This window comes from Sulfitobacter sp. DSM 110093 (assembly GCF_022788715.1).
Lineage (GTDB): Bacteria > Pseudomonadota > Alphaproteobacteria > Rhodobacterales > Rhodobacteraceae > Sulfitobacter.
The window spans coordinates 986,020-999,006 of record NZ_CP085167.1; the positions used below are offsets into that span (position 1 = coordinate 986,020).

14 protein-coding genes are annotated in these 12,987 nt (G+C 61.1%); 12 read left to right on the plus strand and 2 right to left on the minus strand.

Annotated elements, in window-relative coordinates; translation table 11 throughout:
* Positions 1 to 81: 81 nt before the first annotated feature.
* The 7 genes from DSM110093_RS04800 to DSM110093_RS04830 all read left to right on the plus strand — a co-directional run bounded on the left by DSM110093_RS04800 (position 82) and on the right by DSM110093_RS04830 (position 5,871).
* A complete protein-coding gene (locus DSM110093_RS04800; RefSeq protein ID WP_243266925.1) occupies positions 82 to 1,614 on the plus strand; it encodes an acyl-CoA carboxylase subunit beta in 1,533 nt (510 codons plus the stop codon).
* Positions 1,615 to 1,719: 105 nt separating this feature from the next.
* Entirely contained in the window at positions 1,720 to 1,974 is a 255-nt protein-coding gene (locus DSM110093_RS04805; RefSeq protein WP_243266926.1) for a Rho termination factor, read from the plus strand.
* A 74-nt stretch (positions 1,975 to 2,048) separates the two neighbouring features.
* A complete protein-coding gene (locus DSM110093_RS04810) occupies positions 2,049 to 2,372 on the plus strand; it encodes a DUF6497 family protein (protein WP_243266927.1) in 324 nt (107 codons plus the stop codon).
* A gap of 214 nt (positions 2,373 to 2,586) precedes the next feature.
* Positions 2,587 to 2,733, plus strand: a complete 147-nt coding sequence (locus DSM110093_RS04815) for a hypothetical protein (protein WP_167360200.1) — start codon at positions 2,587 to 2,589, stop codon at positions 2,731 to 2,733.
* An 81-nt stretch (positions 2,734 to 2,814) separates the two neighbouring features.
* Positions 2,815 to 3,162, plus strand: a complete 348-nt coding sequence (locus DSM110093_RS04820) for a hypothetical protein (RefSeq protein WP_243267674.1) — start codon at positions 2,815 to 2,817, stop codon at positions 3,160 to 3,162.
* Between the two features lie 322 nt (positions 3,163 to 3,484).
* Positions 3,485 to 3,688, plus strand: coding sequence for a hypothetical protein (locus tag DSM110093_RS04825; RefSeq protein WP_093926802.1), 204 nt, complete (start codon positions 3,485 to 3,487; stop codon positions 3,686 to 3,688).
* Positions 3,689 to 3,825: 137 nt separating this feature from the next.
* Positions 3,826 to 5,871: an acetyl/propionyl/methylcrotonyl-CoA carboxylase subunit alpha gene (locus DSM110093_RS04830; protein WP_243266928.1), complete on the plus strand. Its 2,046-nt coding sequence runs from the start codon at positions 3,826 to 3,828 to the stop codon at positions 5,869 to 5,871.
* 42 nt (positions 5,872 to 5,913) lie between these two features.
* On the opposite strand, the gene DSM110093_RS04835 is transcribed toward DSM110093_RS04830, so the two are convergent.
* Complete coding sequence (locus DSM110093_RS04835; RefSeq protein WP_243266929.1) at positions 5,914 to 6,369, minus strand: DUF4174 domain-containing protein; 456 nt, start codon at positions 6,367 to 6,369, stop codon at positions 5,914 to 5,916.
* Between the two features lie 165 nt (positions 6,370 to 6,534).
* Here DSM110093_RS04835 and scpA point away from each other — a divergent pair, with 165 nt between their 5' ends.
* The 5 genes from scpA (at position 6,535) to DSM110093_RS04860 (ending at position 11,374) form a co-directional block, all read left to right on the plus strand.
* Entirely contained in the window at positions 6,535 to 8,676 is a 2,142-nt protein-coding gene (gene scpA / locus DSM110093_RS04840; RefSeq protein WP_243266930.1) for a methylmalonyl-CoA mutase, read from the plus strand.
* Positions 8,676 to 9,197 (plus strand): GNAT family N-acetyltransferase, encoded by a 522-nt coding sequence (locus tag DSM110093_RS04845; RefSeq protein ID WP_243266931.1) that lies wholly within the window; start codon positions 8,676 to 8,678, stop codon positions 9,195 to 9,197. Before scpA ends, DSM110093_RS04845 begins: the two co-directional genes overlap by 1 nt.
* A 52-nt stretch (positions 9,198 to 9,249) precedes the next feature.
* Positions 9,250 to 9,930: a molecular chaperone DjiA gene (locus DSM110093_RS04850; protein WP_243266932.1), complete on the plus strand. Its 681-nt coding sequence runs from the start codon at positions 9,250 to 9,252 to the stop codon at positions 9,928 to 9,930.
* Positions 9,930 to 10,931, plus strand: coding sequence for an endonuclease/exonuclease/phosphatase family protein (locus DSM110093_RS04855; protein WP_243266933.1), 1,002 nt, complete (start codon positions 9,930 to 9,932; stop codon positions 10,929 to 10,931). Before DSM110093_RS04850 ends, DSM110093_RS04855 begins: the two co-directional genes overlap by 1 nt.
* Before the next feature lie 77 nt (positions 10,932 to 11,008).
* Positions 11,009 to 11,374, plus strand: a complete 366-nt coding sequence (locus DSM110093_RS04860) for a hypothetical protein (protein ID WP_243266934.1) — start codon at positions 11,009 to 11,011, stop codon at positions 11,372 to 11,374.
* Between the two features lie 6 nt (positions 11,375 to 11,380).
* On the opposite strand, the gene DSM110093_RS04865 is transcribed toward DSM110093_RS04860, so the two are convergent.
* Positions 11,381 to 12,964, minus strand: coding sequence for a Ppx/GppA family phosphatase (locus DSM110093_RS04865; RefSeq protein WP_243266935.1), 1,584 nt, complete (start codon positions 12,962 to 12,964; stop codon positions 11,381 to 11,383).
* Positions 12,965 to 12,987 lie beyond the last annotated feature (23 nt).

Below are 12,987 nucleotides of genomic sequence, written 5' to 3' on the forward strand. Positions count from 1 at the left end.
AGTTTTGCAAATTTGCAAAAATGCGCTTTGGTCGTCTGCGCTCCTCCGATAGACTGGTCAAAATCACAATAGGGGTGCGTCATGAAAGACATTCTCGAACAACTGGAGCAGCGCCGCGAAGATGCGCGCTTGGGCGGCGGTCAAGCGCGGATCGATGCGCAGCATGGCCGTGGCAAGCTGACGGCGCGCGAGCGGGTCGATCTGCTGCTCGACGAAGGCTCGTTTGAGGAATTCGACATGTTCGTCACCCACCGCTGCACCGATTTCGGCATGCAGGATCAAAAGCCCGCAGGCGACGGTGTGGTCACAGGATGGGGCACGGTTAACGGCCGTCTTGTCTATGTCTTTAGTCAGGATTTCACTGTTTTTGGTGGCTCCCTTTCGGAAACACACGCACAGAAGATTTGCAAAATCATGGACATGGCCGTGCAAAACGGCGCACCTGTGATCGGCATTAACGATTCCGGCGGCGCGCGTATTCAAGAAGGCGTCGCAAGCCTTGCAGGCTATGCCGAGGTGTTTCAGCGCAACATCGAAGCCTCGGGTGTGATCCCGCAGATCAGCGTGATCATGGGCCCCTGCGCGGGCGGGGCGGTCTATTCGCCTGCGATGACCGATTTCATCTTCATGGTCAAAGACAGCTCTTATATGTTCGTGACCGGCCCTGATGTGGTGAAAACCGTCACCAACGAAGTCGTCACCGCCGAAGAGCTTGGCGGTGCCGTGACCCATACCCGTAAATCCTCCGTGGCTGATGCGGCGTTTGAGAACGATGTCGAAGCGCTCGCCGAAGTGCGCCGCCTTGTTGATCTGCTTCCCGCCAACAACCGCGAGAAACCACCCGTTCGGCCCTTCTTTGATGATCCCAACCGGATCGAGCCGTCGCTCGACACGTTGGTCCCGGCCAATGCCAATACCCCCTATGACATGAAGGAATTGATCCTAAAGCTGGGAGATGAGGGCGACTTCTATGAAATCCAAGAGGAATTCGCCAAGAACATCATCACCGGTTTCATCCGCCTTGAGGGGCGTACCGTCGGCGTTGTGGCCAACCAACCGATGGTGCTGGCGGGCTGCCTCGACATTGATAGTTCCCGTAAGGCCGCACGTTTCGTGCGCTTTTGCGATGCATTCGAAATCCCGATCCTGACCCTCGTAGACGTGCCCGGCTTCCTGCCAGGCACCGGTCAGGAATTCGGCGGCGTCATCAAGCATGGTGCGAAACTGCTGTTCGCCTATGGCGAAGCAACCGTGCCGATGGTCACAGTGATCACCCGCAAAGCCTATGGCGGCGCCTATGACGTGATGGCCTCCAAACACCTCCGGTCTGACTTTAACTACGCCTGGCCCACGGCCGAGGTCGCCGTGATGGGCGCCAAAGGCGCGACCGAGATCATCCACCGCAAAGACCTGAACGATCCCGAAAAGATCGCGCAGCACGCGAAGGATTACGAAGACCGGTTCGCCAATCCCTTTGTCGCCGCCGAACGCGGTTTCATCGACGAAGTGATCCAGCCGCGCAGCACCCGCAAACGGGTCGCCCGCGCCTTCGCCTCCCTACGCAACAAAAAAGTGCAGACCCCGTGGAAGAAGCACGACAACATCCCGCTCTGAGCACCGCCATGCAGTTTCATCCTTTCTTAAATACCGATCCCACCGAGGCCGCATGCGGAACCCTCGGCGGGCTGGGTGGTTTCCTTCGCAAAGGAGGGTCACCCCATGCCAAATTCATCCATCAAAGACGAAGAGACCTACAAATCCCTGCGCGAGGATGGGGCGAGCAAGGAGAAAGCCGCCCGCATCGCCAATGCGCAGGCCAACGACAGCCAGCATCCCGGCAAGAAGGGGGGCAAGCAGCCGCCTTACGAGGATTGGACCAAGGACGACCTCTACGACCGGGCGCAGGAACTTGGGATCGAGGGGCGCTCGGACATGGACAAGGACGCGCTGATCAACGCGCTGCGCAACCATTAACCGCGGGAATCGCACGCGCGCTGCTGGTTGGTGCGCTTGCATTCGGGCTGGTAACGCCCGCGCTGGCGATTGATGTGCCTTCCGGCCAAGCTATTGATCTTCAAGAGGTGTTGATCGAGGAATTGGGCGGCGAGACGTGGCTGCGCTTCCGCTTTGTTGCGCCGCAGATTGCAAAAGGGCCGGATGCCATCGCCTATGATCTGGCCGCGCCTGATATGGAACACCTCTGCGCGGCCGTCGCCCTGCCTTACATGACCGAACACGCGCTTGCGGGGCAGGTAATTGTCGTCTCACTTGCTGACCGTTTCGTGGAATTCGGCGCCGCTGACCCCGACGCGACCCAGTATTTCGAAGCGTTCCGCGCCCAGGATGGCACCTGCATCTGGGAGGGTTTGTGATGCAGACGCAATATCTTGCAAGAATCCGCCGATCCCGCATTTGGAATGATGCTTTGGAGTCACAACGCGACCGATTGCGCTTGCAACCGTATCCATTGCCATGTGAATCGCATATGATGCGGTCAAGGAATACCGACGTATCCCTTGCCTCAGAACCCGGGCTTGGTCGGCATGATGTCGCACCAGGTTCCACTAACATTAATAGGAGACTTACATGTCCAAGAGCATCAAGATGCTGGCAGCTTTCGGTTTCGTCGCAGTCGTTTCCGCCTGCACAAGCGGTCAGACCGAAGAAGAGTTCGTTGTTGTCGAGCCCGAGCCCATTTCGGTTGAGCCCGTATACACCGGCAAGTACAAGTAATGCCGTTGCAGGGCAGGCGTCCGCGCCTGCCCTGATCCCTGCCACCCCTGCAATCGGGAGGGGTGTGTAATGCCCGCCTATATGCTGAAACACCGCGGGTTCCCGGGCCGTCTGCCCGGCACCGATTTCCAATTCACTGTTCGCCGCCCGAACCCTAAAGGGGTTACGCCGATCACCCGTCGTGAGCGTCGCAATGACCGCCGCGCGCCGGATCGCCGCGCCGACACTGCCTTTGTCAAAGCGTTGTGGGAGGCCTTTGGCGAACATCCCTTTGAGCGCGGCAACCTTGATGCAGGCCGTCTTTCGTGGCTCTTTGGCCGCGAGGTGCTGCCCGCGACCGACCCGTTTGATCCTGCCGATTACGAAGCGCTGTTGGTCTTGGATGTGCCCGCCGCCCGCGCGGCCTTCCCCGAAGCATTCGAGGGTTGATAGGCATGTTGTCGCCGCGCCTCTTTGCAAATCAGCATAGGCTTGCCGAAGTCTTGCCGCCGCGCATGCCCCGCTTGGCGCGGGTGCGGCCTTGGGGCAGATATAAGTCTGTTGGCGGGGCAGTAATTGTCCAAAGCTCCGCTAAGCATGAAGACCATACCCCTTCCCCTGTCGGGCAGCGGACCAGACCTCTGGCGTCGCTGTCCGACTTTTTACTAATGTGGTCTTTTTGGCGCAGGGCATCAAACAGAAGAACCGGCTGGGAACCCTATGCCAATCAGGGCGTTGGTCGGTTAGTTAACAGCAGTGAAGGAACAGGCTCATGTCCATCCGTAATATCATTCTCGCGCTTGGCGCGGCAGCCGGGCTTGCCGCCTGTGGCGACAACATCGGCGAACAAGGTCTGGGCGGCGCAGCCGTTGGCGCAGGCGCAGCCGCAATCACCGGCGGATCTCTGGCGCAGGGTGCTGCGATCGGTGCGGCAGGCAACGTCGCCTATTGCCAGCTTAACCCCGGCAAATGTTAATCTAAGCCCTCGGACCGCTCTGTCCACCATCGGCGTGGGCAGAGCTTCGGACCCTTCTAACACTACATTCACAGGCACCGCGCAGCCCCGGCTGACGCGGCTTTTTGCGTTGCCTGTCACCGTCAAAGGAACTGCTGATGTTTGACAAGATCCTCATTGCCAACCGGGGCGAAATCGCCTGCCGCGTCATTAAAACCGCCAAAAAGATGGGGCTGAGCACCGTCGCGATCTATTCAGACGCGGACGCCAATGCGTTGCATGTCGAAATGGCGGATGAGGCCATTCACATCGGCCCACCCCCTGCCAACCAATCCTATATCGTCATCGACAAGGTGATGGAGGCGGTCAAGAAATCCGGCGCGCAGGCGGTGCATCCGGGCTATGGGTTCCTCAGCGAAAACAGCAAGTTTGCCGAGGCTCTTGATGAGATCAGCGTGGCCTTTGTCGGCCCGCCCGTTGGTGCTATCGAGAAGATGGGCGACAAGATTACTTCTAAAAAGATCGCGCAGGAGGCGGGCGTCTCGACCGTGCCGGGCTATATGGGGCTGATCGAAGACGCCGATGAGGCCGTGAAAATCTCCAATGAGATCGGCTATCCGGTGATGCTCAAAGCCTCGGCTGGTGGCGGCGGCAAGGGCATGCGGATCGCTTGGAACGACGAAGAGGCCCGCGAGGGTTTCCAGTCGTCCAAGAACGAGGCGGCCAATAGCTTTGGTGATGACCGTATCTTTATCGAGAAATTCGTCACCCAGCCGCGCCACATCGAAATTCAGGTGCTCTGCGACGCGCATGGCAATGGTATCTATCTGGGCGAGCGAGAATGTTCGATCCAGCGCCGCAACCAGAAGGTTGTCGAAGAAGCACCAAGCCCTTTCCTTGACGAAGCCACCCGCAAAGCCATGGGCGAACAGGCCGTCGCTTTGGCGCAGGCCGTGGGCTATACCAGCGCAGGCACGGTGGAGTTCATCGTCGATGGGGACAAGAACTTCTACTTCCTTGAAATGAATACCCGCCTTCAGGTGGAACACCCGGTCACCGAACTGATCACCGGCGTCGATCTTGTCGAGCAGATGATCCGCGTCGCCAATGGCGAGAAATTGTCGATCACCCAAGACGATGTGACCCTGACCGGTTGGGCCATCGAAAACCGGCTCTACGCCGAAGACCCTTACCGTGGTTTCCTGCCGTCCATTGGCCGTCTGACCCGCTACCGCCCGCCGCAGGAAGTAGCCGCAGGGCCGCTGCTGGAGCAAGGCACATGGCAGGGCGATGCACCCAGCGGCGAGATGGCCGTACGCAACGATACCGGCGTCTTTGAGGGCGGCGAAATCTCGATGTATTACGACCCGATGATCGCTAAGCTTTGCACATGGGCACCGACCCGCGCCGAAGCGATCGAGAAGATGCGCGTGGCGCTGGATAGCTTCGAAGTTGAAGGGATCGGGCATAACTTGCCGTTTCTCTCTGCCGTGATGGATCACCCGAAATTCGTCTCGGGCGAAATGACCACCGCCTTCATCGCCGAGGAATATCCCGAAGGTTTCGAGGGCGTGACCCTGCCCGAAGGGGAGTTGCGCCGCATCGCCGCCGCCTGTGCCGCCATGCACCGCGTAGGCGAAATCCGCCGCGCGCGTGTCTCGGGCCGGATGGACAACCACGAGCGAAAAGTCGGCAGCGATTGGAACGTAAAGCTGCAGGGCGAGAGCTTTGACGTGGTCACCAAGGCCGATCCCGAAGGGGCGACGGTGGCCTTTGGCGATGGCGGCGAAATGCGCGTCAGCGGCGATTGGACGCCGGGTGACCAATTGGCAGAAATGACCGTTGATGGCACGCCGTTGGTGTTGAAGGTCGGCAAGATCTCTGGGGGCTTCCGTATCCGGACACGCGGCGCAGACCTGAAGGTCCATGTCCGCACGCCGCGTCAGGCCGAGTTGGCCGCGCTGATGCCCGAGAAACTGCCGCCCGACACTTCCAAAATGCTGCTCTGCCCGATGCCGGGTCTGGTGGTGAAGCTCGACGTCGAAGTGGGTGATGAGGTCCAAGAGGGCCAAGCGCTCTGCACCATCGAGGCGATGAAGATGGAAAACATCCTGCGCGCCGAGAAGAAGGGCGTGGTGAGCAAGGTCAACGCTGGCGCGGGCGACAGCCTTGCGGTGGACGATGTGATCATGGAGTTCGAATAGGGTGCGATGCGCTGGCGATCAGGGCGGGCAGGGCGCGGGGCATCATCGGATGACGTCGCGCTCCTTCGCCTCTCTGATTTCACGCTGGCGCAGCGGCATCTTGTCGATGCTCCGAGTGATCTCGCGCACGTCCCACGGAAAGGGTTTGCGCAACTCGATCTGGCCTTCCTTGTCGACCAACACCAGCATGAAGCCACGCGGGCGCATCCGCAGCCTGAGCGGGCTGCGTGCAGCGGGGTCGGTATCGGTCAGAACGATGACATCACGCAGGCGCAACTCCTCCTCGCGGTCGCGTAGATACTCCATCTGGGCGACGAAGGCGGGATCGTTCTCGGAATTGGCAAAGACCAGCACGGGCCGCTTGGTCCATTGGAAAGTACTGAGATCGGCCATATCGGCAGGCAGGAACAACGGATCCTCCGCCGGGGCGTCCGCCCCTTGGGCCATGGCCGCAGTGGTCATCAATCCTGCAAAAACTAGTGAGATCAAACGTTTCATCAAGGCTCCTGTCCCTTCAGATATAGGGGGCTTGGGCCATTTTGCGAAGGGCAAAGCGCCGCAGGGGGCATTTATCCCCGTGAGCGCGCGCCCCGTGACAATTCAGCCGCCAGTGATGCGCAGGCCCATGCCTGCCGCCCGGCGCTAAGGGAGAAGGACAAGCATATGACATCCGACCAAAAGGACGCAAAGACACGTTGGCAGGAACTGGCGACGGGCGAATTGCGCGGGCGCAGCCTTGATGATCTGACGTGGAAGACGCTGGAGGGGATCGACGTTCAGCCGCTCTATACGGCGGAGGATGTCGATGGGCTGGATCATTTGGGCGGCATCCCCGGCGAAGCGCCGTTTACGCGCGGTGTGAAAGCGACCATGTACGCGGGCCGCCCTTGGACGATCCGGCAATATGCGGGCTTCTCGACGGCTGAGGAATCCAACGCCTTTTACCGCCGCGCGCTGGCCGCCGGGCAGCAGGGTGTTTCGGTCGCCTTTGATCTTGCGACGCACCGGGGCTATGACAGCGACCACCCGCGTGTCGAGGGTGATGTCGGCAAGGCCGGTGTGGCCATCGATTCGGTTGAGGATATGAAAATCCTCTTCGACGGTATCCCGCTGGATCAGGTCTCGGTCTCCATGACGATGAACGGCGCGGTGATCCCGATCCTCGCGAGTTTCATTGTCGCGGGCGAAGAGCAGGGCCATGACCGGGCCAAGCTCTCGGGGACGATCCAGAACGACATTCTCAAGGAATTCATGGTGCGCAACACCTATGTCTATCCGCCGGAGCCGTCGATGCGGATCATCGGGGACATTATCGAATATACCTCGGACCATATGCCGAAGTTCAACTCGATCTCGATCTCCGGCTACCACATGCAAGAGGCGGGCGCGAACCTCGTGCAGGAGCTGGCGTTCACCATCGCGGACGGGCGCGAATATGTGCGCACGGCGATTGCGGCGGGCATGGATGTGGACCGTTTTGCTCCGCGCCTGAGCTTCTTCTTCGCCATCGGCATGAACTTCTTCATGGAAGCCGCCAAACTACGCGCCGCGCGTCTGCTTTGGTCACGGGTGATGGAGGAATTCGAGCCGAAGAACCCCAAATCTTCGATGCTGCGGACCCATTGCCAGACCTCCGGCGTTAGCCTTGCCGAGCAGGACCCCTACAACAACGTCGTGCGCACGGCTTACGAGGCGCTCTCGGCGGTGCTGGGCGGCACGCAGTCGCTGCACACCAACTCACTGGACGAGGCCATCGGTCTGCCCACGGAACACTCCGCGCGCATCGCTCGGAACACCCAGCTGATCTTGCAGGAAGAGACCGGCATCACCAATGTCGTCGACCCGCTTGCGGGCAGCTACTACGTCGAGAAGCTGACCTCCGATCTGGCCGAGGCCGCGTGGAAGTTGATCGAAGAAGTTGAAGAGATGGGTGGCATGACCAAGGCCGTGGCCTCCGGCATGCCGAAGCTCAGGATCGAGGAAGCCGCGGCCCAGCGTCAGGCGGGCATCGACCGGGGCACCGAGGTGATCGTGGGCGTGAACAAATACCGCCGCGACAAGGAAGAGCCGATCGACATTCTCGACGTCGACAACGTCAAGGTCCGCGCCGGTCAGGTGGCGCGGCTGGAGCGCATCCGCGCCGAGCGGGACGACGCAGCTTGCGAAGCCGCCTTGGCGGAACTGACACGGCGATCCGCCGAGGGCGGCAACCTGCTCGACGCGGCGGTGGAAGCCGCCCGCGCGCGCGCCACAGTGGGAGAGATCAGCATGGCGATGGAGAAAGAATTCGGACGGCACAGGGCCGAGGTCAAAACCCTCTCGGGCGTCTATGGCGCGGCTTATGAGGGCGACGCGGGCTTTGCCGATATCCAGAAATCAGTCGATGAATTCGCTGAGGCCGAAGGCCGCCGCCCGCGTATGTTGGTGGTTAAAATGGGCCAAGACGGGCACGACCGGGGCGCCAAGGTGATCGCCACGGCTTTCGCTGATATCGGCTTTGACGTGGACGTGGGACCGCTGTTCCAAACACCCGCCGAGGCCGCGCAGGATGCGGTGGACAATGACGTCCATGTGATCGGCATCTCTAGCCAAGCGGCGGGGCATAAGACATTGGCACCGCAGCTTATCCAGGCGCTCAAGGATGCAGGGGCCGAGGATATCCTTGTGATCTGCGGCGGGGTGATCCCGCAGCAGGATTACAAGTTCTTGGAGGACGCGGGCGTGAAGGCGATCTTTGGCCCGGGGACGAATATCCCGACGGCTGCGCAGGATATCCTCAAGCTGATCCGCGAGACCCGGAAGTGATGCAGGCTGAAACGGGCGCGGTCCAATCGGGCCGCGCGATCCGCCCGGCAGAGCGGCGCGATGCCGCTGCCGTGGCGGGCCTATGGAACGGCATGATCCGCGACAGCCTGTCGACCTTTACCACCGACGAAAAAACGCCTGAGGAGATCACCGCGCTCATCGCCACCCGCGCCGACGCTTTTTGGGTGGCCGAAGACGCAGGGCAAGTCATGGGCTTTGTCACCTACGGCAGCTTTCGCGGCGGTCCGGGCTACGGCGCGACGGTCGAACATAGCATCGTGCTGGCGGACGCCGCACAGGGGCAGGGGCTGGGCCGCGGCCTGATGACGCGGGCGGAGGAGGCGGCTGCGGCGCAGGGCCATCACGTCATGGTTGCCGCGATCAGCAGCGCCAATCCGGGTGCTGTGACTTTCCATGAAAAACTGGGCTTTGCGCAGGTGGGCCGGATGCCCGAGGTCGGGCGCAAGCACGGCCAATGGCTTGATCTGATCTTGATGCAAAAAACCCTGTCAGCATCCTGACTTCCCCGGTGCCAGCGGTTAAGCTGGGGGCCGAATACCAAAGGGTCAGCCCATGTCGATCTGGACGCGCATTTCCGAAGCTTTGTCAGCCCTCACCGCGGGCGAAGGGCTTTCGGCTGTCTTTGACCGTCTGCGCAGCCCGCCCGAACGCTCGGTCGCCTTTACCATCGCAGTCATCGCCTTGGGCGCAAAGATGGCCAAGGCTGACGGATTGGTGACCCGCGATGAGGTGACTGCCTTTCGCGAGGTCTTCCAGATTGCCGAAGGGGATCAGGACGGCGCTGCGCGGGTCTTTAACCTTGCGCGGCAGGATGTCACCGGGTTTGAGGAATACGCCAAACGCATCGCCAACATGTTCAACGACCAGCCCGAGATGCTGCATGATCTGATGGAGGGGCTGTTTCACATTGCCATGGCCGATGGCGTCTATCACCCGAACGAAAACGCCTTTCTCGAAGATGTGGCCGCGATCTTTGGCATGGGAGAGGAGGCTTTTGCCTCGCTGAAAGCGCGGTTCGTGCCCGACAGCTCGCCCTTGCCGCGCACGGTTCTGGGCATCGGCCCCCATGCCACGCTCGAAGAAGCCCGCAAAGCGTGGCGGCGGCTGGTGCGCGAAAACCATCCCGATGCGTTGGTGGCGCGTGGCTTGCCGCAAGAGGCCATCAAAATGGCCGAGAAACGCATGATCGACATCAACCGCGCGTGGGAAACGATCTCGGGCAAACACGCTTGATGCGCATCGCGACCTACAATGTTGAGTGGTTCGCGAGCCTTTTTGACGATGACAATCAGCTCTACGACGACGATGAATGGTCTTCGCGCTATCAGGTGACCCGTGCGCAGCAGACGGCGGCTTTGGGGCTGGTGTTCGCTTCGCTAGATGCCGATGCGGTGATGGTGATTGAGGCACCCAACCACGGGCGGCGGCAGTCCACCGTGGCAGCGTTAAAGCATTTCGCCGCGCGGTTTTCCCTGCGCGCGCGGGAGGCCGTCATGGGGTTTTCCAACGATACAGAGCAAGAGATTGCACTGCTCTATGACCCCGACAAGCTCACCGCCCGCCACGCGCCGCAGTCGGCTGCTGATGCCCCGCGCTTTGACCAGACGTTGCGGATTGATCTTGACGTAGACGCGACGGAGGATGCCGTGGTCTTCTCCAAACCGCCGCTTGAGTTGGAGGTGACCACGGAGACCGGGTTTGCCTTTCAGATGATCGGCGCGCATCTCAAATCCAAAGCGCCCCATGGGGCCAAGTCCGAGGCCGATGTGCTGCGCATCGCCATCGCCAATCGGCGTAAGCAATTGGCGCAGGCGATTTGGCTCAGGCGACGGATCGACATGCATCTGGCGGCAGATCGGCCCGTGATGGTGATGGGCGATTTGAACGACGGGCCGGGGCTGGATGAATTCGAAAGCCTGTTCGGGCGGTCGTCGGTCGAGATTGTGCTGGGGGAGGGGGCGCCGGCGCTCTTTGACCCGCATGCCAAACAAGCGCTTAGCCGACGGTTGGGGGCCGCGCCTACCAGCGCGCGGTTTTGGATCGCACCAGAGGAGCGTTATCTTCAGGCGCTGTTAGATTACATCATGGTCAGCCCGCAAATCTTTGCCTGCGATGCGCGCTGGCGGATCTGGCATCCGATGGATGACCCCGCCTGCTGGCAAAATGTGGCCCTGCGCGATGCGCTTCTTGCGGCGTCGGATCATTTCCCGGTCACGCTGGATGTCTACCTCTAGGCGTGCTTGTGCCCGTGCATCGGCAGAAGACTGGAAATCCCGAACGCGCCGCCTACATCAATTGCATGACACGTTTTATGCCCCTTATCGCCCTTTGCACGATGCTGCCGCTTGCGGCCCACGCGCAAGAGGGCACCGAAGAACGCGGCCTCGGCTTGATGGAGCGCGGCGCGCAGATGTTCATGGACGGGATCATGGATGAGATGGGCCCGGTTATGGAAGGCTTCGAAGGCTTTACCGAAGCCATGCGCCCCGCCCTGCGCGATTTCGCGCGCGAGATGGGGCCGAAGCTGACGGAACTGCTGGATGAGGTCGAAGACTGGAGCGCATACCAAGCGCCCGAGATGCAGCCCAACGGGGATATCATCATTCGCCGCAAGCCGGACCATCCAATGGTGCCGCCAGAGACGCCGACAGAGCCTGCCCCCCAGATCGACCTGTAATCCGGCCTATTTCGGAGGCCGCTTGCCGGTGCGCACATGGACTTCGGCGTCAAGGGATTTGGCGAGCGAGTTAAGTCGCGCCTCTGCGACCTCACCGAAAAGCGGCACCATGTCGGGGGTGAGCCACAGCTCCAACTGCTTTTTCTTGGGGAACCAGCGTAATTCGCCGCGTTGCTCGTCTTTATCCATCCACAGCATGGCGCCAAAGCGCATGGCCTTGCCAAGAATCTCCGCCTCTAACCGCATCTGTTCGTCGACCATTTCATAGAGGTCTTCAAACCGCGTATTTTCGCGCTTGTTGGAGTACCGGTGGAGCAGCGCCAGCCCTAGATAGATGCGTTCCAAATGCTTGAGCCCGCCGAGGTTGGCGCGGGTGGCGTTGTCAAAACAGGTCTCTGCCCGGTAATCGGGATGCGCGCGCCAGCTGACGTCATGCAAAAGGCAGGCTGCTTTGACCAGCCGTTTGCGGGCATGGGGGGCAGAACGGTAGAGCGGTAGGATGAAGTTATAAAGCACCTTACCAAAGCCGGGCATCCGCGCGTCTTTGGCTTCGGCGAAATAGCAGGCCTCAATCAGCGGATCACGGTCGCGTAGGCGTTGCGGCATCTGCTCATACAGCATGCCTTCGCGGATGCCGTAGCTGGAGATGGCAATGTCTTTGGGGCGGAAGGTTTTGACCAGACGGCTAAGCACCTCGGCGGCGTAGGGCACCAGCGACATCCGGCTCGACGACACGCCGCAGGCGCTGCGCAGCTCTTCCAAATCAGAGGCTTGGATGAACTTCACCGTCTCCCGGACCGAGGTCACGGTCATGCGGTATTCATGCAGAACATGCAGCGGATAGCCCCGGCGGTACATGTCGATCCGCGCAATGGCACGCCATGAGCCGCCCACAAGGAACAGCCGGTCGCGCTGGTTGCCCATCTTTTCCTGAAGGCCGGTGATGACCTCTTTGATATGGGCATGCCGCCCCTTGGCACCGCCCTTGAGATCGCGCAATTTCAGCGGCCCGAGTTGCGAGGTCACCCGCCGCCCGACGCGCCCACCAGAGATTTCCGCAAGTTCCATCGAAGAGCCGCCGATGTCGCAGACAAGGCCGTAAGCGCCGGGCCAGCCCAGCAGCACGCCTTGGGCCGAAAGACGGGCCTCTTCCTCGCCGTCGATCACCCAGATACGCAGGCCGGTCTCGCGCAGCACATCGGCGCAAAACTCGCGCCCATCGCTGGCATCGCGCACCGCTGCGGTTGCGACGACGGTGAGTTCAGACAGCCCCATGCCATCGGCCAGCTTGCTGAAACGGCGCAGCGCCGATAGAGCACGGGCGCGGCCTTCGGGCGAGAGGTGCCCGGTTTCGGACATGCCAGCGCCCAAGGCGCACATGATCTTTTCGTTATAGAAATAGGCCGGAGAGCGGGCCGCGCCGTCAAACACCACCAGACGGACTGAGTTCGAGCCCACATCCACCACGCCCACCCGTGCCAGCGCGCGCGCACCCGGATCCTGAAACAACGGTTTCGCGAAAAGGCCCAGTTCCGCCACGCCCGTCTCAGGGACGGGGGCGGCTCGGGAAGGGTCGGTCTGGTCTGCCATCAATGCTCCTGCGGGCCATCCGT

Excerpts from the sequence above, each read along its gene's own strand:
- DSM110093_RS04815 (WP_167360200.1), top strand. The coding sequence starts at position 2,587 with ATGTCCAAGAGCATCAAGATGCTGGCAGCTTTCGGTTTCGTCGCAGTC.
- DSM110093_RS04855 (WP_243266933.1), top strand. The coding sequence starts at position 9,930 with ATGCGCATCGCGACCTACAATGTTGAGTGGTTCGCGAGCCTTTTTGAC.
- DSM110093_RS04825 (WP_093926802.1), top strand. The coding sequence starts at position 3,485 with ATGTCCATCCGTAATATCATTCTCGCGCTTGGCGCGGCAGCCGGGCTT.
- DSM110093_RS04865 (WP_243266935.1), bottom strand. The coding sequence starts at position 12,964 with ATGGCAGACCAGACCGACCCTTCCCGAGCCGCCCCCGTCCCTGAGACG.
- DSM110093_RS04830 (WP_243266928.1), top strand. The coding sequence starts at position 3,826 with ATGTTTGACAAGATCCTCATTGCCAACCGGGGCGAAATCGCCTGCCGC.
- DSM110093_RS04860 (WP_243266934.1), top strand. The coding sequence starts at position 11,009 with ATGCCCCTTATCGCCCTTTGCACGATGCTGCCGCTTGCGGCCCACGCG.
- DSM110093_RS04850 (WP_243266932.1), top strand. The coding sequence starts at position 9,250 with ATGTCGATCTGGACGCGCATTTCCGAAGCTTTGTCAGCCCTCACCGCG.
- scpA (WP_243266930.1), top strand. The coding sequence starts at position 6,535 with ATGACATCCGACCAAAAGGACGCAAAGACACGTTGGCAGGAACTGGCG.
- DSM110093_RS04845 (WP_243266931.1), top strand. The coding sequence starts at position 8,676 with ATGCAGGCTGAAACGGGCGCGGTCCAATCGGGCCGCGCGATCCGCCCG.
- DSM110093_RS04805 (WP_243266926.1), top strand. The coding sequence starts at position 1,720 with ATGCCAAATTCATCCATCAAAGACGAAGAGACCTACAAATCCCTGCGC.
- DSM110093_RS04800 (WP_243266925.1), top strand. The coding sequence starts at position 82 with ATGAAAGACATTCTCGAACAACTGGAGCAGCGCCGCGAAGATGCGCGC.
- DSM110093_RS04835 (WP_243266929.1), bottom strand. The coding sequence starts at position 6,369 with ATGAAACGTTTGATCTCACTAGTTTTTGCAGGATTGATGACCACTGCG.
- DSM110093_RS04820 (WP_243267674.1), top strand. The coding sequence starts at position 2,815 with ATGCTGAAACACCGCGGGTTCCCGGGCCGTCTGCCCGGCACCGATTTC.